Annotated in this window: 15 protein-coding genes; 8 read left to right on the forward strand and 7 right to left on the reverse strand. The window is 74.5% G+C overall.

What is annotated here, in order from left to right:
* Positions 1–7 precede the first annotated feature (7 nt).
* From WMF46_RS03225 to WMF46_RS03235, 3 genes are read left to right on the forward strand one after another with little or no spacing between them, the layout of a single operon-like run.
* On the forward strand, positions 8–4,780 hold the full coding sequence (locus tag WMF46_RS03225; protein WP_437984246.1) for a tetratricopeptide repeat protein: 4,773 nt from the start codon (positions 8–10) through the stop codon (positions 4,778–4,780).
* Positions 4,777–10,800: a hypothetical protein gene (locus tag WMF46_RS03230; RefSeq protein ID WP_437984247.1), complete on the forward strand. Its 6,024-nt coding sequence runs from the start codon at positions 4,777–4,779 to the stop codon at positions 10,798–10,800. The genes WMF46_RS03225 and WMF46_RS03230 overlap by 4 nt, the downstream gene beginning before the upstream one ends.
* Positions 10,801–10,820: 20 nt before the next feature.
* Entirely contained in the window at positions 10,821–11,237 is a 417-nt protein-coding gene (locus tag WMF46_RS03235) for a YkgJ family cysteine cluster protein (protein WP_437715531.1), read from the forward strand.
* Positions 11,238–11,272: 35 nt separating this feature from the next.
* Here the strand turns inward: WMF46_RS03235 and WMF46_RS03240 are convergent, their stop codons facing one another.
* From WMF46_RS03240 to WMF46_RS03260, 5 genes are all read right to left on the reverse strand, one after another.
* Positions 11,273–12,910, reverse strand: coding sequence for a phytoene desaturase family protein (locus tag WMF46_RS03240; protein WP_437984248.1), 1,638 nt, complete (start codon positions 12,908–12,910; stop codon positions 11,273–11,275).
* 107 nt (positions 12,911–13,017) lie between these two features.
* Positions 13,018–13,485 (reverse strand): hypothetical protein, encoded by a 468-nt coding sequence (locus WMF46_RS03245; protein WP_437984249.1) that lies wholly within the window; start codon positions 13,483–13,485, stop codon positions 13,018–13,020.
* A gap of 26 nt (positions 13,486–13,511) precedes the next feature.
* The gene (locus WMF46_RS03250; RefSeq protein WP_437984250.1) at positions 13,512–14,465 is read right to left on the reverse strand and encodes an MlaE family lipid ABC transporter permease subunit; all 954 of its coding nucleotides are present in this window, start codon (positions 14,463–14,465) and stop codon (positions 13,512–13,514) included.
* Entirely contained in the window at positions 14,462–15,022 is a 561-nt protein-coding gene (locus WMF46_RS03255) for a hypothetical protein (RefSeq protein ID WP_437984251.1), read from the reverse strand. The genes WMF46_RS03250 and WMF46_RS03255 overlap by 4 nt, the downstream gene beginning before the upstream one ends.
* Before the next feature lie 158 nt (positions 15,023–15,180).
* Entirely contained in the window at positions 15,181–15,957 is a 777-nt protein-coding gene (locus WMF46_RS03260; RefSeq protein ID WP_437984252.1) for a rhomboid family intramembrane serine protease, read from the reverse strand.
* A 63-nt stretch (positions 15,958–16,020) separates the two neighbouring features.
* On the opposite strand from WMF46_RS03260, the gene cysS reads away from it, so the two are divergent.
* From cysS to WMF46_RS03280, 4 genes are all read left to right on the forward strand, one after another.
* Entirely contained in the window at positions 16,021–17,592 is a 1,572-nt protein-coding gene (cysS, locus tag WMF46_RS03265; protein ID WP_437984253.1) for a cysteine--tRNA ligase, read from the forward strand.
* A 158-nt stretch (positions 17,593–17,750) separates the two neighbouring features.
* Positions 17,751–18,716 (forward strand): DnaJ C-terminal domain-containing protein, encoded by a 966-nt coding sequence (locus WMF46_RS03270; RefSeq protein ID WP_437984254.1) that lies wholly within the window; start codon positions 17,751–17,753, stop codon positions 18,714–18,716.
* 50 nt (positions 18,717–18,766) lie between these two features.
* Positions 18,767–19,834, forward strand: a complete 1,068-nt coding sequence (locus tag WMF46_RS03275) for an AgmX/PglI C-terminal domain-containing protein (RefSeq protein WP_437984255.1) — start codon at positions 18,767–18,769, stop codon at positions 19,832–19,834.
* A 200-nt stretch (positions 19,835–20,034) separates the two neighbouring features.
* Positions 20,035–21,480, forward strand: a complete 1,446-nt coding sequence (locus WMF46_RS03280) for a protein kinase domain-containing protein (protein WP_437984256.1) — start codon at positions 20,035–20,037, stop codon at positions 21,478–21,480.
* A 10-nt stretch (positions 21,481–21,490) separates the two neighbouring features.
* Here the strand turns inward: WMF46_RS03280 and WMF46_RS03285 are convergent, their stop codons facing one another.
* Complete coding sequence (locus tag WMF46_RS03285; protein WP_437984257.1) at positions 21,491–22,741, reverse strand: chorismate-binding protein; 1,251 nt, start codon at positions 22,739–22,741, stop codon at positions 21,491–21,493.
* Between the two features lie 65 nt (positions 22,742–22,806).
* On the opposite strand from WMF46_RS03285, the gene WMF46_RS03290 reads away from it, so the two are divergent.
* Positions 22,807–23,586, forward strand: a complete 780-nt coding sequence (locus tag WMF46_RS03290) for a TlpA family protein disulfide reductase (RefSeq protein ID WP_437984258.1) — start codon at positions 22,807–22,809, stop codon at positions 23,584–23,586.
* A gap of 73 nt (positions 23,587–23,659) precedes the next feature.
* Here WMF46_RS03290 and WMF46_RS03295 read toward each other — a convergent pair whose 3' ends face one another.
* Positions 23,660–24,268, reverse strand: coding sequence for a response regulator (locus tag WMF46_RS03295; protein WP_012233257.1), 609 nt, complete (start codon positions 24,266–24,268; stop codon positions 23,660–23,662).
* Positions 24,269–24,391 lie beyond the last annotated feature (123 nt).

Here is a 24,391-nt window from a genome sequence, read left to right on the forward strand (position 1 = left end):
GAGCGAGATGACGGTTCAGGCACCCGAGGGGCAGGCGGAGAGCATGACGGCCTTGATCGCGCGGCTCCGCGCGGAGCAAGGCGAGCAACCGGAGCGGCAGCTCCAGGCGCTCTTGCTGCACGAGCTCGGCGCGCTCGAGGAGGCGCTCGGCGAGGAGCCCACGGCGGCGCGCGACTACCTCGCCGCGTTCAACGCGGATCCCCAGTTCCGCGAGCCGCTCGAGGCGCTGGTCCGCATCCTCACGCGGCGCAAGTCGATCAAGAACCTCGGCAAGCTGCTCGACGCGCTCACGCGCGCCGCGGCCACGCCCGAGGAGCGGGCGCGCTCGTTCTGGGAGCGCGCGGCGTACCTCCAGGACCACGAGCAGAACCTCGCGGCGGCCAAGGAGGCGCTCGAAGAGGCGGCGCTCAGCAACCCGGAGGACGCGACCCCGTGGCTCGAGCTCGAGCTCATCGCGGCCAAGGAAGGGGACCTCGCCGGCCGGATGCGCGCGCTGGAGGCCCGCGCGGAGCTCGCGACGGACGCGACGTGGAAGGGGCTGCTCTTCATCGAGCTCGCCGACCTCGCGGCGGCGACAGAGAACGTGGAGCGCGCCTACGAGCTGCTCGACGCGGCCGCCGCGCTGGAGGGTCGGGCGCGCTTCAGGTCGCAGCTCGCGCTCGAGGTCATCGCCCGGCGCGAGGAGGACCTCGGCGCGCTCGCGCGCGCCCTCGAGGGGCAGGCGGAGCTCATCGCCGACGCGCTCGACGACGAGGCGAGCGGCGACGCCAACGGCGTCCCGCGGACCCTGCGCAAGCCGGAGCACGCGGCCGACGCGTGGCTCCGCGCCGCCGAGCTGACGCAGCGGGCCGGGACGGGCGGCTTCGCGTCGCTCCTCGAGCGGGCCGCGGAGCGGCTGCCCCAGTCGACGCTGCTCGGCCGGGCGCGCATCGCCGCGCTCGAGTCCGCCGGCGAGGCCGAGGCCGCCGCCAGCCTGGCCAAGCAGGAGATCGCGCGCGGCGCGAGCGGGCCCGGCGCCGCGGCCCTGTGGCTCCGCGTCGCCGAGGCGGCGGCGCTCGCGAGCGATCGCGAGGCCGCGCTCGCGGCGCTCCGGAGCGCGCTCGCGGCCGATCCGCAGTGCATCCCGGCCCGCGCGCTGGAGATCGATCTCCTCGGAGACGGTCAGGACCCGTCCGCGTTCGCGGCCTCGCTCGAGGCGACGGCGGCCTCGTACGCCAGCGACGACGCGAGGGGGCGCGCGCTGCTCCTCGCAGCCTACGTCTGGGCGGTGCGGACGGACGACGTCGGCGCGGCGAAGGCGGCCCTGTCGCAGGCCGGCATGGCCGGCGTCCACCCGGGCGTGCTCGCGCGCTTTGGCCGGTCGTTCGCGGCGCTCCGCGGCGACGCGGCCTGGTACGAGGAGTCGACGAAGCGGCTGCTCTCGACGGGCGTCGACCCGGCCGAGAAGGCGAGCCTGTGGTTCGAGATCGGCCGGAGCCGCCTCCTCCGGGGGGACGCGGACGGCGCCGAGGGCGCCTTCGCCGAGCTCGCCGACGCCGGCGCCGACGACGGCGCCACGCCGAACGCGTGGCTCGGGCGGGCGCTCGGCGCCTTCGCGGTCGATCTCGTCCGCAGCCGGCGCGAGCGCGGCGACGAGCCCGGCGCCCCCGGCCCGCGGCGCTCGCCGACGGTCATCGAGGCGCTCGCCGAGGTCGAGGGCGAGGAGACCGCGCGCGGGCTGTGGCTCGTCGCTGCCCTGCGCAGCGCGCGCGGCGGCGATCTGGATCGCGCCCGGAGCCGGCTCCGCGCGCTCTTCGAGCGATCCGCGGACGACGAGGTCGTCGCGGTGTTCCTGGCCGAGCTCCACCGGCGCGCCGGGAGCCCCACCGCCGCGGCCGCGACGCTCTCGGCCTGCGCCGCGGCGATCGACGACGCCGATCTCTCGGCGGCGCTGCACATCGAGGCGGCGATCCTGCTCTGGCGCGCCGGCGAGCGCGGGCGCGCCGTCGAGGAGCTCGAGGCGGCGCGCGGCAAGGCGCCGCGCGCCGGCGCGACGGCGCTCACCTGGGCCCTTCGCGGCCACGAGGCGAGCGATCTGGAGAGCCGGCGCCGCGCCCTCGAGGTCGCAGGCGAAGCGGGCGAGGACCCGGCGGCGCTCGCGCTGTCGCGGTTCGGCCTCGAGGTCGGCGCGGCCGAGGGCGGCGACGCCGACGAGGCGCTCGCGACGCTCGAGGCGCTGGAGTCGCAGGCGAGCGACGACCTCGCCCTGGCCGCCGCGCTCGGGCGCCTCCTCTGGCAGCCGGCCCTCGAGCAGCGGAGCGCCGTCGAGCGCGCGCTCGACTACATCGAGGAGCGCGGCGACGGCGCCGCGACGATCGCGCACGCCGAGCGCTTCCGCCTCGCGCGGACCCTGGACCAGGATCGCGCGCGCACCGCGGCGCGCGCGGCGGCGTGGGCCGCGGCCGACCCGAGCCCGCACGCCGAGCTCGAGTGGCTCGGCGCCGCGCTCGGCGCCGAGGACCGCGAGGCGGAGGTCGCCGCGCGGAGCGCGCTCGCGCGGCACATGGAGGGCGAGGCCCGCGCCGCGATGGAGGCCTCGGCCGCGATCGTCGGCGCGCTCGATCAGCCGAACCTGCCGCGGCCGTTCCTCACGGGCGAGCACGCGCCCGCGCAGCTCGCCAACCTCGAGCTCGCGCTCCCCGGCTGCGATCCGCGGCGCCGCGCCGCGGCGCTGCACGGGCTCGGCGACGCGCTCGGCGAGGAGGCGCAGCTCACCGCGCTCGGCCTCGCGGGCTGGTCGGACTTCGCGGCCGGGGATCACGAGCGCGCGCTCGCCGCGTTCCGCGCGGTCGTCGAGCGGCGGCCCGACGACGTCGCCGCCTGGGAGGGCGTCCGCGCGACGTCCGAGGCGCTGCGCGACCCCGTGTCGACGGCGCTCGCCTCGGCGCAGCTCGGGGCGCTCTGCAAGGACGACGCGCGCGGCGCGGGGTTCTGGGAGAGCGCTGGGCTCCTGCTCCTCCAGCACACCGAGGCCCACGACGACGCGGAGATCGCCTTCGATCGCGCGTTCGCGCGCGACCCGCGGCGCGGCGTCGCCTTCGACCGGCTGTTCCGCCGGGTCCGCGCGCGCAACGAGGACGATCGGCTGCTCGACATCATCGAGAGGCGGCTCGGCGTGGCGGACAACGACCTCGAGCTCTGCAAGCTGTTCTGGGAGCGCGCGCGCGTGCTCCGCAAGAAGGGCAGGCTCGACGACGCGCTCGCTGCGCTCGAGAACGTGACGCTGCTCGAGCCGGATCACATCGGCGCCCTGGCGCTCTCGGCCGACATCTCGAAGGCGCAGGGCGACCTCGGCCAGGCGGCCGCCTTCTACGCCGAGCTCTCGCGCGTCGCGAAGGCGCCGGGGGAGCAGCGCCTCATGTCGGGGATCACGGCCGTCGACGCCTACGAGAAGCTCGGCGAGCACGACAGGGCGCTCGAGGTGCTGATCGGCCTGCACCGGGCCGGGCTGTCGACGCCCGTCGTCCGCGAGCGCCTCGTCCGGGTCGCCGCCCGGGTCGGCTCCTGGGACGAGGCGACGCGCCTGCTCGAGGAGCTCATGGCCGAGCGCGAGACCCCCGAGGGGCGGATCGAGGCGGCGCGCCTCGCGATGGCCATCTACCGGGATCAGCTCCGCGCGCCGCGCCGCGCCGAGCGGGCCGTCGCGAAGCTCCTCGAAGAGGCGCCGGACGACGGCGAGGCGATCGATCTCGTCCTCACGACGGACTACGAGCCCGCCTTCCGCACCCGCGTGCTCGGCCGCGCCAAGGCGACGCTGATCCAGGCGCTCGCGGTCGAGCCGATCGACGCGGACCGGGTCGCGCTCCTCGCGAAGATCGCCGGCGCGGGGCAGGACGCGGCGCTCCGGCAGGCCACGCTCGGCGCGCTCGTCTCGCTCGTCCGCATCGACGACGGCATCTCCGCGGAGCTCAGGAAGATCGACGCCCGCGTCCCGGCGCGGCCGCAGATCGCCCTCGACGCCAAGGCCATGGCCGACATCGCCGATCCGCTCGACACCGGGCCCGTCGGCGAGCTGTTCGCGAAGATGGCCGAGACCATCTGCATGGCGCTCGGCCCCTCGCTCGTGTCGCTCGGCGTCGGCAAGAAGGACCGCATCGACTCGCGCGGCGGCCACCCCCTGCGCGTGGCGGTCGCCGAGTGGATGGGCGCGCTCAGCTTCGAGACGGACTTCGAGCTCTACGTCGGCGGCCCCAGCCCTCGCGGCGCGACCGGCGTCTACGGCCAGCTGCCGGCGCTCGTGCTCGGCCCCGAGATCACGACGCCGCTCGACGCCGCCTCGCGCTCGGCGATCGCGCGCGAGGCGTTCGCGCTGCGCCGGGGCATCTCGTCGCTCAGGACGCGGGACGACAGCACCGTCGCCTCGCTCGTCGCGGCCGCGTGCATCGAGGCGGGCTTCGCGGTCCCGCAGCCGCCCTACGCCGTCTTCGGCGAGGTCTCGCGCGCCATCCACAAGGAGATGTCGCGCGCGACCCGCAAGGTCATCGCCGACGTCTGCCAGCGCATCGTCTCGAGCCAGCAGGACCCGCTCCGCTGGGCGCAGGCCGCGCGCAGGAGCATCGACCGCATGGCCGTCATCGCCGCCGGCGACGTCTCGCTGGTCCTCTCGGACATCCTCAATACCCCGCGCGAGCAGCTCGGCGGTGTCGTCGCCGAGAGCGAGCGGGCCCGTCAGCTGGTCGCGTTCGTCCTCTCGCAGAGCTACCTCGAGCTCCGGAAGAAGCTCGGCATGGGGGTCCGGTGAGCAAGAATCCGCAATCCAAGAGCTCCTCTGGCGGCGGCGGCGACGAGGGCGCGCCGTCGCAGGAGAAGATCACGGTCCCCCCGCCGGCGATGTACGGCGCGGCGGTCTCGGAGGGCGACGTCGAGGAGGCCACGCTCCTCGCGAAGATCCCCGAAGAGCTCATCCAGTCGATCCGCGGCGCCGAGGAGGGAGAGCGCGCCGGCGAAGGCGGCCTGAAGCAGCTGTTCTCCCGCGAGCCCGTGCCCGTGCCCGCGAGGCCCGCGCAGAGCGCCGGAGAGAGCGACGCGCTGCTCGACATGCTGTTCGAGGATCAGCGCGCCGATGACGCCGACGACGGGGTCGTGACCTCGGCGCCGGCGTTGCACGGGACGCGCCGGCCCCCGGCGCCCATCCCGCCGCCGCGCCCCCCGTCGCTGCCCCGCCCAGCCGCCCCGCCCCGCTCGGGCAGCAGGCCGGGCGACGTGAAGGCGTCGCTCGGCGCGGAGCTCACGCCCGGCGATCGGACGCCGAAGATCCCGCCGCCGGCCCCGTCCGCGAGGTTCACGGCGCCGCGCCCGCAGCCCGCCGCCCCGCCGCCCCCGCTGCCGCCGCCGTCGGCGCGCCGGGAGCCTGTGTTCGAGGAGGACACCGCCGAGCCGGGCGACCGCGCGACGCCCATCCCCGACGGCGGCGACTCCCCGTTCGAGTTCGCGCCGCCCAGCGGCGCCAGCAGCGGCCGATTCGCGGAGGCGCACGCCTTCGACGACGAGGAGACGCACGGCATCGACGACGAGGAGACGAACGCCCTCGACGAGCCTGGGCCCACGACCCGGCCGTACACCGGCCAGTCGTCCGCCTCCGCCAGCCGCTGGGATCAGCCCGCCGCCGACAGCGATCCCGGCGAGCTCGTCGACGAGTCCAGCCTGCTCAGCGGGTCGGCCGAGCCGACCGATGAAGAGCTCGAGGACGATCTCGCGCAGACGCGCGTCGCGACCCGGAGACCCGACAGCGGCGTCGCCTTCGCGCCGCCGCGCCCGCCTTCATCGCCGCGCGCGTCGTCGTCGCCGCCGCGCCCGTCGTCGTCGTTCGTGCCGTCGTCGTCGCCGCCGCGCCCGTTCGCGGCGTCCCACGTCCGGCCGTCGTCGTCGTTCGTGCCGTCGCCGTCATCGTTTGTGCCGTCGTCGTCGCGCGTGCCGTCGTCGTCGCCGCCGCGCCCGTCTTCGTCAGCACGCGTCCCGTCGGCGCCTCCTTCGGGCCCGTTGTCATCGGCTCCTTCCCGCGCGCCGGAGAGCCTCCCGCCGCTGCCGTCGATCCCGCCGCCCGCCTCGGTGTTCGACGGCGAGCAGGACGCGAGCGCGATCCTCGTCCAGTCGCAGCAGCGCGACGTGTGGGCGGCGCGCGCGGCGTGGCTCCGCTCCGAGGCAGAGCTCATCGAGGACCCTGCGGCCCGGGCGCGCGCGCTGCTTCCCGTCGCCGAGCTCTACGTGATGGCCGGGGAGGACGCGACCGCCCGCGCCATCGCCGCCGAGGCGCGGGATCTCGCCCCGAGCCTGATCTTCGCGCACCGCCAGCTCCGCGGCCTCCTGATGCGCGAGGCAGATCTGCCCGCCGCGCTCGAGGCGCTGGAGAGCGAGACCCGCGTCCTGGGCACGCCGGCCGCGCGCTGCCACAACCTCGTGCTCGGCGCGGAGCTCTGCCGCATCCCGCTCGCGGATCCCGAGGGCGCCCACAAACGCTTCGAGCTCGCGGCGCGGACGCACCCCCCCGATCCCCGCGCGCACGTCCAGCGCTTCTGCGAGGCGCTCGCCGCGCCGGACTCGGACGCGGCGGCCTCCGCCGTGCTCGCGAAGTTCCGCCTCCCCGAGGCGCCCGAGCTCGCGCCGCTCGCCGCCGCGAGCGCTCAGGTCGCAGCGCACCGCGGCGCCCCGCGGCCGGCGCGCGGCCGCGCCGCCCCCGCCACGCCGTACGAGGCGCTGCTCCGCGCCCGCGCCCTGCTCGGCGCCGGCGACCTCGCCGAGGGCCTCGCGACCCTCGATCCCCTGCGCGGCACCTCGCTCGCGCCCGCCGTCGCGTGGCTCACCGCCGCGCTGAGCGCCGCGCGCAAGGAGACCCGCCCGGCGTCGCTCGGCGCGCTCCGCAGCGTCGCCGCCGGCTCGCACGGCGGCCAGGCGCGCCGCGCCCTCGCGGCGCAGGCGATCGAGCTCGGCGACGCCGCCGCGGTGCGCGACGCGACGCTCGACGCCGGCGACGCCGGCGGCGCCTTCTCGCCGGCCGATCGCATCGTCCTCTCGGCGCTCGCCGGCGGCGCCGCGGGCGAGATCGACCCGTGGCTCGACGCCCTCGCCGACGATCCCGAGTTCGCGCCGCTCTGCGCCGCGGCGAGCGCCGCCCTGAGCGACGCCGGCGGCGACGCCGCGGTGGCCTCCGTGGACGGCGCGCCCGCGTCGAGGGGCGTGCGCCCCCTCGGCGGCCCGAGGGCCCGCGCCGCCGCGGCCCTCGGCCGCGCGCTCTCGCGCGAGGCCGTCCCCGCCGAGGGCGGCGTCGACGCGAGCGACGCCTTCTCCCGCGCGGTCGTCACGTACGGCGACACCGCGCCGGAGAGCCCGCTCTTCCGGGCGCTCGCGCTCGAGCTCGATCTCGACGGCGATCGCGGCGCCCGCGTCGCCAGGGCCGTGGCGTCGCTGCGCGAGGTCGCGTCCGAGCGCGACAGCGCGCTCGCCGCCGCCGTCCTCGCGGAGATCGCGGGCGATCAGCGCGCGGCGATGAGCGATCTCGATCGCGCCCGCGCCGCGGACCCGCAGCACGAGGGCGCCGCGCGCGCCCGCGCCGCGCAGGAGAGCGGCGTCGGCGCGGCCCGCATCCTCGCGGAGCACGCGCTCACGCTCGACGAGGGGCCGCGGGCCGCGGTGCTCGTCACCGAGGCCGCGATCCGCCTGCTCGACGGCGGCGACAACGAGGAGGGCGAGCGCCTGCTCTCGCGCGCCGCCCAGATCGATCCGAAGCTCCCCGTCGCGCTCCACCTCGGCGAGCGGAGCGCGCGCGCCCGGGTGGACCGCGACGGCCTCCTCGAGTGGCTCAGGACCCGCCGCGAGGGCGCGGCCGACCCCCTCGAGCGGGCCCACGATCTCGTCCGCGAGGCGCTCCTGGTCGCCGAGGCCGACCCCGCGGCCGCGGCGTCGCTCCTCGAGACGGCGCACCGCTCGCGCCCCCAGGACATCGGCCTGCGCGAGCTCTTCGAGCGGCTCGCGCCGGAGCCGCCCGCCGACCGCGCCTCCTGGCGCGCCGAGCGCGCCGCCGAGCTCCTGCGCGCCCTCGACGCAGGCGGTGATGGCGACGCCGGCCGCTCGGGTGACGACCGCGCCGCCGCGGGCATCGAGGCCGCTCGCCTCGCGCTCGAGGCCGCCCTCGACCACGAGCGCGCCGGCGACCTCGCGCAGGCCGCCGCGTGCGCCCGCCAGGCGATCGCCGCCGGGGACAACGCGCTCGCGCCGATCGCCCTCTACCGCGCGGCCGTCGCGGGCCACGGCACAGGAGAGCTCGTCGACGCCCTGATCCCGCGCGCCCGCGAGGCGGCGGACGCGGCGGAGCGCCTCGACATCTACGAGCGCCTCGCGGAGCTGGACGAGCACGGGCGCAAGGACGCCGGCAGCGCCCTGCTCTGGCGCCGATCCATCCTGGAGGAGACGCCGCACCACCTGCCGACGCTCCGCCGGGTCGCCTCGTACCTCATCAGCGAGGGCCGCGACGAGGAGCTCGAGCCGATCGCCCTGGAGATCGCGCGTGTCCTCGACGGCCCGGAGGCGATCGCCCACGCGCTCCTGTCGGCGCGGCTGCGCCTGCGCGTGCTCCCGTGGGAGGAGGCGCTCGAGCCGGTCCAGATCGCGTACAGGAACGAGCCCCGCGGCATCTGGGCGCTGCGCCAGATGGCCGCCCAGGCCCGCGCGAAGGCGGATCACGCCCTCGCGATCGAGGCGGATCGCCAGCTCATCGAGCGCACCGATCGCCCGTCCGAGGCCGCGGCCCTCTCGGTGCGCGCCGCCAGGGACGCCCTGCTCGCGGGCTCGATCGAGGACGCCGTCGCCTTCTTCCGGCACGCGATCACGCTCGTCCCGCACTACCTCGTCGCGCACCTCGATCTCGCCGACGCGCTCGATCGCGGCGGCGACCCGGCGGCCGCCGCCGCGGCGCTCGAGTCTGCCGCGGGCGCGAGCGTCGGCCCCGAGGGGCGCGCGCACTCGCTCTACGCCGCGGCCGTGCTCTGGCAGGACAAGGTCCAGAACGTCGCGCGGGCGCGCGACGTCCTCGAGGCGGTCGCCACGGTCGATCCGTCGTACGCCGACGTCTTCTCGCGGCTCAGGGCCATCTACATCGCCGAGGGGGCGCGCGCCGAGCTCGCCGCGCTCCTCGAGCGCCGCCTCGAGGCGGTGACGGATCCCGCGGAGCGGGTCGAGATGGAGGTCCTGCGCGGCCGGGCGCTCGCCGACGTCGGCGACGCGGCGGCCGCGAAGCGCGCGCTCGCCGCCGCGCTCGACGCGAACCCCGATCACGTCGAGGCCCTGACCGCGTTCGCCGACGTCTGCGCCGGCGAGGGCGACTGGGCCGGCGCCGAGCAGGCGTGGATCCGCCTCGCGCGCCTCGTGCCCGAGCCCGCGAAGCAGGTCGCGATCTACCTCCGCCTGGGCGAGCTCTACGACGAGCACCTCCCGAACGCGGAGCGCGCCGAGCTCGCGTACCAGGAGATCCTGAAGCGCTCGCCGGGCGACGTGAGCGCGCGCGAGCGCCTCGTCTCGCTCTACAAGCGCGCCGGCGACGGCGCCCGCGCGCTCGAGCAGCAGAACCTCCTCATCAACGCCGCGGAGGCGCCCGAGCAGAAGTGCCGCCGCACCGCGGAGCTCGCCGAGATCTACGAGGCGATGGGGGACGCGAAGAAGGCCGAGGCCACGCTGCTCACGGCCCGCAAGACGTGGCCGAAGGACGACTTCGCCCTCGGCGCGCTGGCCCGCTACTACCAGCGCACCGAGCAGGCCTCCGCGGCGACCACCCTGCTCGATCGCGCCCTCGCCGACGCGCGCCGCGCGCTCAACACCGGCCGCTTCGAGCCCTACCTCTTCTCGACGGTCGCGACGGTCGCGGAGCTCCGCGGCCGCGCCGGCGCCGCGAAGATCGCGCGCGCGACGGTCGACGCGCTCGACGGCCGCGACGCCGCGATGGGCGGCGCGGGCAACGCCGCCGGCGCGGCCCGCCTCGACGCCCACCTCGCGCCGGAGCTCATGACCCCGGCGTTCCGGGAGCTCCTGCTCAAGACGGGCCCGCTGCTCGACGCCGCGGTGCCGTTCGATCTCGACTCGATCCGCGCGACGCCGCTGCCGCCCCAGCACGCCGAGATCACCGATCTGGCGCGCGGCATCGGCGCGGCGTACGGCCTCCCCGGCCTGCAGGTCTACATGACGGGCGCGCTCGGCGCCGTCTGCGTGCCGGCGTCCACGAGCCCGCCCAAGATCGTCCTCGGCCAGGCGCTCGTCACCTCGCCGCGCGAGGACGTCCGGCTCGCCCTCATCCACCGCGCCGTCAAGATCCTCCAGACCAACGCCTCGGCCTTCTCGCGGACGGCGCCGATCGATCTCTGGCCGCTGCTCGCGGCTTACCTGAAGGCGTTCGTCCCGTCGTGGTCGCCGCAGGGCGCGGACGCCGGGCGCCTGCGCGAGTACCACGGCCGCATCGAGCGGGTGATGGCGGGCGGCGTGGATCCGAAGATCAGCGTGCTCGCCGCCGACGTCATCGGCTCGATCGGCAACCGCGCCTCGACGTTGAACACCGCGATCAACGGCTGGGGGAACCGGGCCGCGTTCCTCGCCGTGGGCGACATCAACGTCGTCCTCACGGGCATCGCCTGGTCCGGCGGCAACACGAACGCGCCGCCCGCCGCGGGCAAGGACCGCGTCACCTGGATCGGGCGCAACGCGGAGGCGCGCGACCTCATCGTCTTCGCCGTGAGCGACGGCCTGAGCGAGGCGCGGGAGCAGCTCGGCTTCAACGAGTGAAGGCACGTCCCCCACGATCCATGACGACGACCCTCAAGGCCAAGCCCCGCGTCTCTTACGATTGCTCGAAGTGCCCGGCCTACTGCTGCTCCATCTACGAGCGGGTCGAGGTCACGCCGCGCGACCTGCGGCGGCTCGCCCGCCATTTCGGCCTCACGCTCGAGGCCGCTGAGGAGCGCTTCACGAAGCGCTACAACGACGAGCGCATCCTCCGGCGGCAGTCGGATCCGGTGCTCGGCAGGGTCTGCCGCTTCCTCGATCTCACGACCCGCGGCTGCACCATCTACGAGGCCCGGCCCGAGGTCTGCCGCGATTACCCTGGCAGGCCGCGGTGCGGCTATTACGACGTGCTCCAGTTCGAGCGGGAGACACAGGACGATCCCGACGTGATGCCGCTCGTGCAGATCACGTTCCGGTCCAGGACGCCGGCCGGTTAGCGCTCGATAGGGCGGCAGCGCGGCTCAAGCGCGGCTCACGTCCCCTCGTGGATCTCGTCTCCCGTGTCCGCCTGCGCCGCCGCGCTCGCCCTCCTCCGCTCGTGCAGCCACTCCTCCGGCCGATCGGCGGGGTAGGTCCGCAGCGAGCCGTCGGCCGGCCCGAGCAGATCCTCCGCGCGCGCCGCGCCCGTGATCCGCTGCGCGGCCATGAGGCCTGACATCGCGGCGCCTGCCACCCCGTGGCTCAGCGTGCTGGCCCCGCACTGGTACAGCCCCGGGATCCTCGTCCCGATGGAGAACGACAGCGGGCCGAGCTGCCACCTCGTCTTGGCGGTGCCGTAGGCGGCGCCGCGGTACGTGGCGCAGTAGAAGTCGTTGGTCAGCGGCGTCGCCACCGAGCGGAACACGAGCGCGCGCGAGATGCCTGGGATGACGTTCTCCGCCGCCGCGATCATCTGATCTCCGATCGACTCCTTGAACGCCTCGTAGTCCGCCCCTCGCTCGCCCGTGCGGGTCTTTTCCCAGCGCGTGAAGGGGCCGTGGGGCACGAACGTGAACATCTCGATCGTGTGGTGGTCGCCCCGGGTCGGGTGGCCCGGGTCCTTCAGCGTCGTGATGGTCAGGAACAGCCCGTCCACCGCCCCGCGCGGCAGCTGGTGCTCCATGCGCTCGTAGAGGCGCCCCACGTCTCGCCCGCGGTACCACCAGTAGTTGCCTGAGTCGTAACCCATCGACCGGAGGTCCATGTCCACCGCGCAGAACACGCTGAGCAGGCTGACCGAGTACTCCATCCGCTGGACCTTGCGGCGCTCGCGGGCGGTCAGCTCGGGCGGCAGCAGCTCTCCATAGGTGATCGCCGGGTCCGCGTTCGAGACGACGCTCGCCGCGCGCAGGACCTCTCCCCCTTCCAGCTCGACGCCGGCCGCTCTCCCTTGCTCGACGAGGATGCGCTTCACCCGCGCGCGCGTCCGCACCTGCCCGCCGAGCCGGCGAAGGGCCCTGATCATCGCGAGCGGGATCCGCTTCGCGCCCCCGCGCGGGTAGTACCCGCCATCCATGTAATGGCAGACGATGCCCGCGTGGACCGGCAGCGCCACGCGCGACGGCGAGAGCCCGTGATCGCCCCCCTGCGCCGACAGGAACGCGCGCAGCAGGGGATCACGGATCGTCGCGTCCAGCAGATCTTCCTGGGTGCGGAGGCCCCAGCGCACGAGGCTCGGCACCTTGAACGGCGCGAGCAGCACCCTCGGGAACTCGAGCACCGCCTCGAGCCGCCCGAGATCGTCGTTGACCCCGCGCAGCACACGGAAATACCGCGCTATCCCCGCGGCCTCGTGCGGGAACCGCGCCGTGAGCCGGGCGATGAGCCGATCGAGGCCCTTGGGCACGTCGAGCCGCTCGTCGCCGATGATCAGGTGATCGAGCCCATCCGGGTTGAGCTCGCAGAACTCGAGATCTCCCGAGAGCCCGAGCCCCTCGTAGAGCCGCCGCACGGCGCCCCCCGGGCCGAGCCCGCCGATGTAATGGACTCCCGGGCTGAACAGGTACCCGTTCAGCGAGAAGCTGTGCGTCCACCCGCCGGGCAGGTAGTGCTGCTCGACGACGATCACCTTCTGTCCCGCGCGCGCCAGCGCGAGCGCCGCAGTGAGCCCGCCGGCGCCCGATCCGATCACGACGGTATCCGCGTGCCGCATGACGCTACCCCCCCGGACTACGATGCTCCAGGGACGTGGTCGGCTGCGCGCTTGTGCCCTCGATGGCCCCGCCGCTTGCCTGCCTCTTACCCACCGTCTCGCTTGCCGGCGTCGGGCGGCGCCCCGGCGTCGGGCGGCGCCCTGTCCGCCTTCTCCATCGTCATGAGCGGCAGCGGGCAGACGACGGGCACGGCGCGCGCGGGGGTCTGCGCCGACTCGCGGAGGCAAGTCTTGCCGGTCAGGCGGAGGCGCTCGCCCACCTCGAGGTCGGGCGGGCACACGACAGTCTGGGACGCGGAGACGAGATCCCCATCGATCCAGAAGAGCTCGCACCCGTCGTCCGTCCGGCGGAGGTGGTAGTGCCGCGTCGGCCGCCGCGGCGCCGGCGTGCCCTCCGGGAGCGCGGCGCCGCCGTCGCTCGCCTCCGCGACCCCGCCCTCCCTCCCGGCGTCCCCCTGGCAGGCAGTCACCCCGAACGGCACCCCGAACAGCACCCCGGCCAGCAGCGCCGGCAGGAGCCCGGCCAGCGTTCGCTGCGACGTCGGCGGCGGCATCTGGGCGCCTCCCGGACCGCCCCTGCTCACCGGGTCGGGAAGAGCAGGATGGACATCTTGGTCAGGAAGAAGTCGGCGATCAGGATGGTGATCGACGTCACGACCACCGTGCGCGTGGTCGCGTGGCCGACGCCCTCCGTTCCGCCCCGCGTGATCAGCCCGAAGTGGCACCCGACGAGCGCGATGATCGCCCCGAAGAAGGGCGTCTTGTACATCCCGCTGAAGTAATCGTTGAACGTGACCGAGCCGAGCGCCGTCCTCAGGAAGAAGCCGGCGGGGATGCCGAACTCGGTCGCGCAGACCAGCATCGCCCCGCCGAAGCCCAGCACGAGCGCGAACGCGCCGAGCACGGGCATCACAACGATGCTCGCGAGCAGCCGCGGCAAGACGAGCTTCTTCAGCGGGCTGGCGCCGAGTGCGCGGATCGCGTCGATCTGCTCGGTGACGGCCATCGACCCGACCTCGGCCGCGATGCCGGCGCCGATGCGGCCGCCGACGATCACCGCCGTCAGCGTCGGCGCCAGCTCGCGCGAGAACGACAGGCCGATGATGCGGCCCGTGTACTCCATGCCGCCGAACTTCTGCAGGCCGATGGCGAACTGCACCGCCATGACCATCCCGACGAAGAGCGCCGTCACCGACGCGATGGCGGCCGAGCGGACGCCGAGCGCCTCCATCTGATAGAGGGTCGAGCGGATCTCGAGCGGCCGCTCGAACATCGACCTGAGCGCCCCCCAGGTCATCCGCCCGAACTGCCCGAGGTGCTCGACGAACCCGACCGCGGTCTCGTTGATCCGGGCGAGGAGCGGGGGGAGCGGCGGAGGGGGCAGGCTGTTCGGCGCCTGGCTCTGCGGGGGCACGCTTGTCGGCTGCAGGCTCTGCGGGGGCACGCTGGTGGAGCCCCCGCCGGAGGAGGCGGCCGGCGGGCCGTTCGAGGCGGGCGGCGGCGCCGCCACGGGCCGTTTGCGATCAGTCGTCATCGGTCATCGGTGCGCAGGGTCGAGAAGCCGCGGACCATCCGCGTGAACGCCGGCTCGCTTCCGGCGTAGCGGGCGGGATCGGCGATGAGGAGCATGTCGTACACGCAGCCGTTCTTCTTGAGCACCCAGATGTCGAAGACCTTCGGCACCCCGTCGAGCTTCGCCGACATGACGGTGTGCATCGCCTCGCGGCCGTCGAACGGCACGACCTCCTGCTTCAGCACCTCGCGCTCGGTGAAGTGCAGGAAGAGGTGGTTGGTCAGCGAGACGAGCGGGATGTCCTCCTCGTTCCGGCAGCGCCCGTTGAGGGCGATGGTCGCCCCGTTCGCGTCGTCGCGGTACGCCACCGCCGCGTCCGACACCTCGAGCCGCTCCCAGCTCGCCGGCGCCGGGGGCACGCGGAACGCCACGTCCGTGCCGCGGTAGACCGTTCCGTCGAACGACGGCCCTCCGCAGGCGGCGAGCGCGATCGCGACGGCGAGCAGCCAGGCTCGGGGGTCCGCTGCCTCGCCCGCAGAACCCGAGGCGGTGAGGCGCCTTCGAAGGGGTCGTCGCATCGCTGCGGGCCGACGCTATCACGCTTTTGCATCCTGGGCGAACCGCGAGCAGCCCGGCCGTTCCGGCGAGATCCTTCGGATCTCACCCGCTTTTTCGGCGCGCGCCGCGTACGGGGCGCCGCACCTCGGGTCGCTCCTCTCCTGGTCGTACCTCGCCGTCACCAGGAGTCTCGCCGCCGCGGCGCGTCCCACGGCGGGGCCCGGCGGGCAGCGGGGCGCCGGGGGGACGGGCGAAAGTGCTGCCAGCGCTCGTGCTCGCGCCGGGCGCGCCCTGTCATGAAGATGCGGACGAGGAAGAGCCCGGCGACGAACCCCCCGAGGTGCGCGAAGAACGCCACGCCGCCGCCGCGCACGCCGATGGAGCCGAGCCCGTTCAGCAGGTTCACCACGAAGTACTCGAGGATGACCAGCCACGCCGGGAGCTCCAGGAACAGCCCGAAGATGAACCACAGGAGGAAGATCGGGTTCAGCACCGTGATCGGCGATCGCGGGTAGAGCGACGCGTACGCGGCCAGCACGCCCGAGATCGCGCCCGAGGCGCCCACCATCGGGATCGTCGAGCCGGGATCGATGATGATCTGCGCGCCTGCGGCGGCGATCCCGGACAGCACATAGAAGGCCGCGTAGCGGGCGCTGCCCAGCGCGTCCTCGACGTTGTCGCCGAAGATCCAGAGGAACAGCATGTTCCCGCCGAGGTGGGCCCACCCCGTCGGATCGTGCAGGAACATGCTGCTGAAGACCGTCCACCACGCGTCGCTCGGCGCTTCCAGGAGCTGCTCGGGGACGAGGCCCCACGCCGAGAGCAGCCGGTCGGGCGGCAACCCGGCCGCGATCGTCGATCGCATCCAGAAGAAACCGAGGACGTTGAGCGCGATCAGCAGGTAGTTGACGACCGGCAGCTTGCGGGTCGGCAGTTGGTCACGGACGGGCAGCATCGTGACCACCTTAAGCACGCGGGCCCGTGACAGCATCCGCCTGCCTTGATAGACCCCCGGCCGATGTCCGCCCTGCGCCTCCACGACACGCTGACCCAGAAGCTCGCCCCGCTCGCCCCACGGCGGCCTGGCGAGGTCCGCATGTACTGCTGCGGCCCGACGACCTACGACGTCGCGCACGTGGGGCACGGCCGCGCCGCGCTCGCCCCGGATATCCTCGTCCGCCACCTGAGGGCGCGCGGCCTCCGCGTCGTCTACGTTCGAAACGTCACGGACGTCGACGACAAGATCCTGCAGCGGTCGGCCGAGTCCGGCGAGCCTCCCATGGACCTGTCGGCGCGGATGGCTCGCCTGTACCAGGACGACGTCGCCGCCCTCGGCTGTCTGACGCCCGACGTCGAGCCGAAGGTCTCGGAGCACATCCCGGAGGTCATCGCCCTCGTCGAGCGGCTGATCGAGCGAGGCGCGGCCTATGTCGTCGAGCGGCCCGGCGACGTTCGCGACGTGCGCGACGTGTATTACTCGGTCCGCAGCTTCCCCTCCTACGGCAAGCTCTCGAAGCGCAACCTCGACGAGCTGCGGGTCGGCGCGCGCGTCGGTCCGTGCGAGGACAAGCGCGATCCGCTCGACTTCGCGCTCTGGAAGGGGGTCGCCCCCGGCGGGTGGGGCTGGGACAGCCCGTGGGGCAAGGGGCGTCCCGGGTGGCACATCGAGTGCTCCGCCATGGCGGGCCGCTACCTCGGGGCCGGCTTCGACGTCCACTGCGGCGGCATGGATCTCGTCTTTCCCCATCACGAGAACGAGATCGCGCAGAGCGAGGCCGCCCATCCGGACGGCGCGCCGCTCGCCTCGATCTGGATCCACAACGGCTTCGTCAACGTCGACAAGGAGAAGATGGCGAAGTCGCTCGGCAACTTCGTCAAGCTCCGCGACGTCTACGCGCGCAACGACCCGGAGGCGCTCCGCTACTTCCTGCTCACGGTCCACTACCGGGGCCCGCTCGAGTTCGACACCCACAAGCGCGACGACGGCCGCGTCGTGTTCCCCGGCGTGGTCGAGGCCGAGCGCCGCGTCGACTACCTGTATGCGACGCTCGATCGACTGTCCGCGCTCGCCGGCCCGCCCGACGCCGGCGATGGCGCCGCGCCGGAGCTGCCGGCGCGGCTCCCGAAGGGGTTCGCGGCGCTCGCCGCGCTCGCCGACGGCGCGCCGGGCCGCGCCGCCGCCTCGCTCGACGACGACCTCAACACCCCCGTCGTGCTCTCGATCATCGCCGAGGTCGCCAAGGCCGCCAACGAGCTCGCCGACGCGGCACAGCGGCGGGGGAAGGACCAGGACGTCGCCCGCGCCGCCCCGCCGCTCGCGCGCCGCCTCCACGCGGCCCTGCGGTCCTCGCTCGACGTCCTCGGCCTGCTGCAGACGCCGTCTCCGGTCTACCAGGCTCGCACGCAGGAGCAGCGCCTCGGGCTCCTCGGCACGACCCGGCAGGCGATCGAGGCGAAGCTCGCCGAGCGCGCCGCGGCGCGCGCCGCGAAGGACTTCGCGCGGGGCGACTCCCTCCGGAAGGAGCTCGAGCGCGACGGCATCGAGGTTGCCGACTCTCCCACCGGTACGACATTCCGGGTGAGCGCCTGAGGCGCGCCGCGCCGCGCGCGTTCCACCGCTGACGCTCGCGCAGGCGGCTGCCCCCAGTGGACGAAGACCGACGGCAGATCTAGGTTTCGGCCCGATGAAGGCCCGCAGCGGTCCGCGCGCCTCGCACCTCCCGCGGACCAGAACGATGACGGACGACCATGGCTCGTGATCTCTACTCCGTGCTCGGCGTCTCGCGCGACGCGGACGAGGACAGCATCAAGAAGGCGTTCCGCAAGCTCGCGATGAAGTACCACCCGGACAAGAGCCCGGGGAAGGCCAACGAGCAGAGGTTCAAGGAGATCAACCAGGCTCACGAGGTGCTGAGCGACAAGACGAAGCGCGCGCTCTACGACGAGTTCGGCGAGGAGAGCCTCTCGCAGAACTTCGATCCCGAGCGCGCCCGCGCCTACCGCCGCTACGCGAACGCGCGGGCCGGCGGCGGGGGCCGCGGCCCCGGCGGCTTTGACGTCCAGGAGATCTTCGGCAACGCCCCCGCCGGAGGCGACCTCAGCGACATCCTCGGCGACCTCTTTGGCCGTGGCCGCGCCGGCGCGGGGGGCGCGGGCCGCCGCCCGCAGCCGGCGCGCGGCCGTGGCGGCGACATCGAGCAGAACCTCACCATCGATTTCGTGTCGGCGGTGCGTGGCACGACGCTCCAGCTCCAGCGCGAGGGTGATCCCGAGCCGGTCACGGTGCGCGTCCCGCCCGGGGCCGCCGAGGGCAGCCGCCTGCGCATCCGCGGCCAGGGCGCGCCGGGCATGGGCGGCGGCGAGCCCGGCGATCTGCTGCTCAACATCCACGTCACGCCGCACCCGTTCTTCAAGCGCGAGGGCGACGACCTCCACCTCGACGTCCCCGTCACCCTGGGCGAGGCCTACCGGGGCGAGAAGATCCGCATCCCCACGCCCGACGGCGAGGTGACGCTCAAGATCCCGGCGCGCACCCAGACCGGCCAGGTGATGCGGCTGCGCGGCAAGGGCATCGCCCGCAAGGCGAAGGAGCCCGGGGATCTCTACGTGAAGTTCGTGGTGCACGTCCCCACCGTCGACGACCCCGAGGTCGCGAAGGCGATCGACGCGCTCGACGGCAAGGTGGAGGCGCCGCGCGGCGATCTCCGGTTCTGAGCGCGGCCTCGCGGTGCGGCGCGGGCTGCGCGTACGGTCCGCTCCTCGCCGTGGCCATCGCGCTCGCCGCGTGCGCCTCGCCGGCGCCGCCGCGCCCGGCCTCGCGCGCCGCCGGCCTCTCCGCCCCGGCCGCCGGTCCGCCCAGGCGAGTGGACGCCCTGGCGCCTGCCGCCTCCTCCACTGAGCCGCGCGCCCCGGCCGCGCCTCCGGCGGTCTCGCCTGCGGCGCCGGGCGCCTCCCTCGGGGACCCGTCCGCGGCGGCCGCCGAGGGCGACGCGCGCGGCGCCTCGCAGGGGCCCTCGATCGCGATCGATCCGCCCTACAAGCTCGGCCGCCACCTCGTGCCTCGCGGCCAGGCCGAGGTGGCGGAGCAGAATCGCTGGAACGTCGGGGGCAGGGGGGATCCCCCCGCGCCGCCGCCTCCGGCCGAGGGGCACCCGCTGCCGAGGATCATCGTGGACATCGACCACGTGAAGGGTCCGCTCAAGGCGAGCGAAGTGCAGCGCATCGCCCGGCGGCACCTCTGGATCCACGTCTACTCGTGCTACCGCCTGCGCGCGTACCGGGACCCGACGCTGCACGGCAAGACCACGGTGCGGCTCACGGTGAGCCGCACCGGCAAGGTCACGGGGGCGCGCGCCACCTCGTCCACGCTCTCCGCGCCGGACGTCGTCTCGTGCCTCGCCGCGCGCGCCCGGTCGCTCCCGCTCCCCAGGGCCAAGGCCGGCTCGACGGTCACGGCCACGCTGCAGGTCTATCCGGGCGACGAGCCGGTCGAGCCTCCGCCGTCCGTCCTCGCTCCTGGGCCGGGCGAGCTCCAGCCGGACGCGATCTCCGCGGCCCTGACCGAGGCCTTGCCCGTGTGGCGGAGCTGCTACGAAGAGGCCCTCGCGGGCGCGCCGGCGCTCTGGGGCCGCCTCGCGATCCGCTTTCACGTGACCGACAGCGGCGCCGTCGACGAGGCCTTCGAGGCCGAGTCGCGCTTCCCGGACGAACGGCTCACCCGCTGCGTGCTCCGGCGCGCGCGAGCGCTCACGTTCCCGGTGCCGGAGGGCGGCGACCTGCGCTTCGTCGTACCGCTCCGGTTTTCGCCCGACCCGCAGCCCTCAGCACCCTAGTTCCGCCCCAACCGGGACGGGCTCCTTGTGCTCCGCGCTACGACTCGCCTCTTCCCGCGCGCTGCGTGCGGTGCGAACGCTCCCGCCGCCTGCACGGTCGAGGCGGTCGCACAGGCAAACCGTGCAGCGACCCGCAACGCCAAATTGCGCCGCATGGCGTATGTGCAACTTTACGGTGGGGGAGGAGGCTCAGGTAACCCATGGATATCTCACCGGGCACCATCGTTGGGGGGAAGTATCTGCTGGAGAGGCAGCTCGCGCGTCCGTTCGCGCGGATCGCGCGCGACCGCGGCTCGGTCTGGGCCGCGCGCGAGCTCCAGCTGGGCGTTCGCGTCGCCCTGAAGCTCTTCGACCCCGACGCCGGCGCCACGGGGGAGATCCTCTGGCTCGACCGCTGGGTCCGCGCCGCCGCCGAGCTCTCGTCGCGGCACGTCGTGAGCGTGCGCGATCACGGCACCGAGGATGGCGTGGTCTACCTGGCGATGGACCTGCTCTCCGGCGAGGATCTCGCGGCGCGCCTCGTCCGGCGCGGCCGGCTCTCGCTGGACGAGGCCGCGCGCGTCGCGGCGCAGGCCGGCGACGCCCTGCAGGCCGCCCACGCGGCGGGCCTCCTTCACCAGGGCCTCCGGCCGGAGAGCCTCTTCCTCGCGCTGGAGGGCGACGAGGAGGTCGTGAAGGTGCTCGACTTCGGCCTCCCGAGGGCGGTCGCGCCACGGCTCGTCGGCGAGATCGCGGCGGAGATCAGCGCGGGCGCGCTCCACTACCTCAGCCCGGAACAGATCCGTGCGGAGCGGACCCTCGACGCGCAGACCGATCTCTGGTCGCTGGCCGCGATCCTGTTTCGCGCGGTGACCGGTCACCTCCCGTTCCCCGGCGACATCGCCAGCGTCGTCGCCTCGAAGATCCTGCTCGCGCCGGTGCCCATCGCGACGCGGCTCGCGCCGAGGCTGCCTGCCGCGCTGGACGGCTTCTTCGAGAAGGCGTTCGCGCGCGACCGGGCTCGGCGCTTCCGCTCGGTGGAGGAGATGGTGTCGTCGTTTGCTCGCATCGCGGAGCACGCGCCGCCGCCCTCCTCTGGCCTCCAGCGCCCGCCCCTGTCGGCGCGCGCTTCCGGGATCGCCACGGTGCGGGCGCCGGTCGCGGCGTTCGCGCAGGGGAACGCGGCGGCCCCTCGCGCCATCATGGGGCCGGAGGCCGGCTCCGAGCCGCCGACCGCGAGCCGAACGACGCCGCCGGACACGCTGCTCGGCGCGGAGAGCGCCAACGTGCTGCGCGGGCTCGCGTCGCCCGCGCGCCTGGGCTGGCTCCTCCCCGTCGGCCTCGTCGCATTGATGGGCGTCGCGACGTTCGTGACGCTCACGCGGCCCGAGCGCCCGAGGCTCGCGATGGCCGCGACCGGCGCCAGGGCGGCCGTGCTCACGGCGGTGCTCGCCGCCGGCAAGGCGCAGGCGGCGCGCGCCGCCGCGCTCGAGGCGATCGCCTCGCCGCCGGCTCGGCCGGCGCTTCCCGAGCCTCCTCAGCGCGGCGCCCGCGCGGCGGCGACCGCGCCCGAGGCCGCCGCTTCGTCGCGCCTCACGCGGCCGGGCACCGCCACGGGGGCGGCCCCAACGGGCGCGCGCGTGCGCCAGAGCCTGCTGCACGACTGAGCGCTGCGCGCTACGCGCTCCGGACCGCGTCGTCGTCAGCGGCGGCCTTCTCGGCGGCGGCCTTCTCGGCGGCGGCCCTCTTCTCCGCGGCCGCGTCGCTCGCCCTGCGCGCCTCCTGCGCTGCGCGGATCGCCGACAGCGCCGCGCGCGCGTCGCCGCGCGTCCGTTCCGACGCCGCGCGCGGGTCGCTCCCGTTCCCGATGCGCGCGCCGGTCATCGTCTCGAAGTAGCCCGACTCGACCCAGACGGCGCCGAGCGTGTGCGCCATCTCCGCGCCCTCCGGCCCGAAGTACCCGACCGAGCCGCCGTAGATCTGGCGCGGGCCGACCTCGAGGCGGCGGCTGACGCCGCTCGCGCGCGCCGCCGGCGCGCCGACCGCGCTGCCGCGCGCGAAGGCGGCGCGCAGCGCCTCGACGGGCGACGCGTCGCCCGCGCTCGGCCCCGCCGATGGATCGCGCTCGACGCGGACGAGCGTCTCGCCCGACGCGCCTGCCACGGTGAGCGCCGGCGCGAACGGCGACTCCGCGAAGTCGAGGAAGTAGAGGTGGGTCGACGGCGCGAGCACCCGCAGCGCCCGGTACACGTCGAACGGATCCGCGCCGCGCAGCGGGGCTCGGAACCTGCGGGCGAGCACGACCTCCTTCGCCTCACCGGCCGCGACGCGCTCGTGCGCCGCGGCCACCTTCGCGGCGAAGTCCTCGTCGGCCACCGGCGTCTCCACATGCTCTGGCAGGGCGTGTGGATCGAGCGCGGGGAGGCTCATCTGCTCTGGCCCGTGCGACAGCTCCCAGGCGCATCGGCTCACGGCGCCTTGCGACTGGCCGGCGATCGTCATGGTCTGCGCCACGCTGTCGAACACGACGACGGTCGCGTCCTTCATGACCCGTCCGAGGTAGGCCTCGTCGGGCCACGGCTCGACGCCGAGGAGCAGGTGCACCGCATCGTACGCGAGGAAGCCGACCCAGGCCTGACAGACGCGGGCCGCCAGGTCGCGCGCCGTGCCCTGTGCGTCCGGCGTCTCTCGGGCCGAGGCTTGCGCGAGCCCGTCCGCGAGCGTCGCGAACGGGTCGAACCCGCTCGGGAGGAGGGTCTCGGCGCGCGCCCTGTAGCCGAGGATCGCGTAGCGGCCCCAGCGCTCGCCGGGCAGGGCGGACTCGAGCATGAACGAAGACCGGCCCGGCGACTGGGCGCGGAGCGCGGCGTAAGCGCGGACCGGCGTGACGTGATCGGCCGGCAGGGTACGGGTCACGACGGAGCTCATCGCGGCCCAGCCTACACGACGTTGCGCCGCGCGGAGAAGGCGGGCAAGGTACCTCGAAGGACGCGGTGCGAAGCGCGAAAGCCCTCTCTTCGGCCCTCGGTTTGACTGCCCGCGGCGGCTGGCTGACTGCCTGCGGCGGCTGGCTGACTGCCTGCGGCGGCTGGCTGACTGCCTGCGGCGGCTGGCTGGTCGCCTTTGGCAGCCTGGCGGCTGCCTGCGGCGGCGCGCAGCCCGCCCCGGAGGGCGCGAGCACCACGGTCGTCTCGCTGCGGAAGATCGACTGCGAGGCGTGCGGCGCCGAGCTCGTCGCGGATCTCCGCGAGCGTCCGGGCGTCTATTCGGCCGCCTTCGACAGGCGCCGCGCCGAGATCTCCGTCACCGCGTCGCGATCGTTCGACGTCGCGGGGACGGTGAAGCGGCTCGCCGCCGACGAGGGGTTCGAGGCGGTGCTCGGCGCCGGCCAGGGGCAGTACCGCGGCTGGGCGACGTTCCCCGAAGGCGCGGACGCCCGGACGATCGAGGACGGTGGCGCGGACATCCCCGACCTCGGCGCCCAGATCGTCCTGGGCAAGGTCACGGTCATCGACTTCGTGGCGGCCTGGTGCATGCCCTGTCGCAAGCTGGACGCGCACATGGTCACGGTGCTCGAGGCCCGCAAGGACGTCGCGTACCGCAAGCTCGACATCGTCGACTGGGACAGCCCGCTCGCCCGGCGGTACCTGAAGCAGATCTCGAAGCTTCCGTACGTGATCGTCTTCGACACGTCGGGCGCGCGGGTCGAGGCGATCGCCGGCCTCGCGCTCGACGAGCTCGACGCGGCGATCGAGCGCGGCGCGCGGCGCTGAGCCGGCGCTGGCCCCGGCGCGCGCGTCCACGCTGCGCGCGCGGCGGGCCAGGCGTCGCCGCTCGGCGAGCGGATCAGTAGTGGCCGAAGAGGTCCTGGATGCGCGACTCGAGCGCGACCGCGATCTTGTAGAGCGACGAGATGGACGCCGACGACTCGGCGCGCTCGATCTGCGACAGCAGCGACACGCTGAGCCCCGTGCGGCGCGCCATCTGCTTCAGCGTGAGGTCCTTGTCCTTGCGGAGGTTCCTGATCGTGTCGCCGATGACGCGGTGGAGCTGCTCCTCGGGCGTGCGCGCGAGGCCCTTCTTGCGCATGACGCGGGCGAGCACCTCGCGGAACTCGTCCACGTTGAACGGCTTCTTGATGTAATCGACCGCGTCGAGCTTCATAGACGCGACGGCGCTCTCGAGGTTGGGGAAGCCGGTGAAGATGACGACGGCGATGTCGTTGTCGACCTTGCGGATGCGCTTGAGCACCTCGATGCCGTCGAGCTTCGGCATCATCAGGTCGAGGATGATGAGGTGATAGCCGCCCGTGCGCACCTCTTCCTCCACGGTCGTGGGGTCGCCCAGCGTCTTGACCTGGTACCCGTCGCGCTCGAGAAGCGTCTGCATGTAGTCACAGATCGCGCGGTCGTCGTCGACGATCAGAATGCGTACAGCGGGAAGCTCAATTGCCACCTGTTCCTCCTCTCACGTCACGACCGCCGGAGCCGGCCGGTCGCCCTGGTCCGTTCTGGAAGGGGCCGCCCGTGCGGTCCCCTGCTCAAGTTGCGCGAGCAGGGGGCGAGGCCCTCACCGGCG

Origin of the sequence: Sorangium sp. So ce117 (assembly GCF_051524395.1) — a bacterium.
GTDB lineage: Bacteria > Myxococcota_A > Polyangia > Polyangiales > Polyangiaceae > Sorangium > Sorangium cellulosum_B.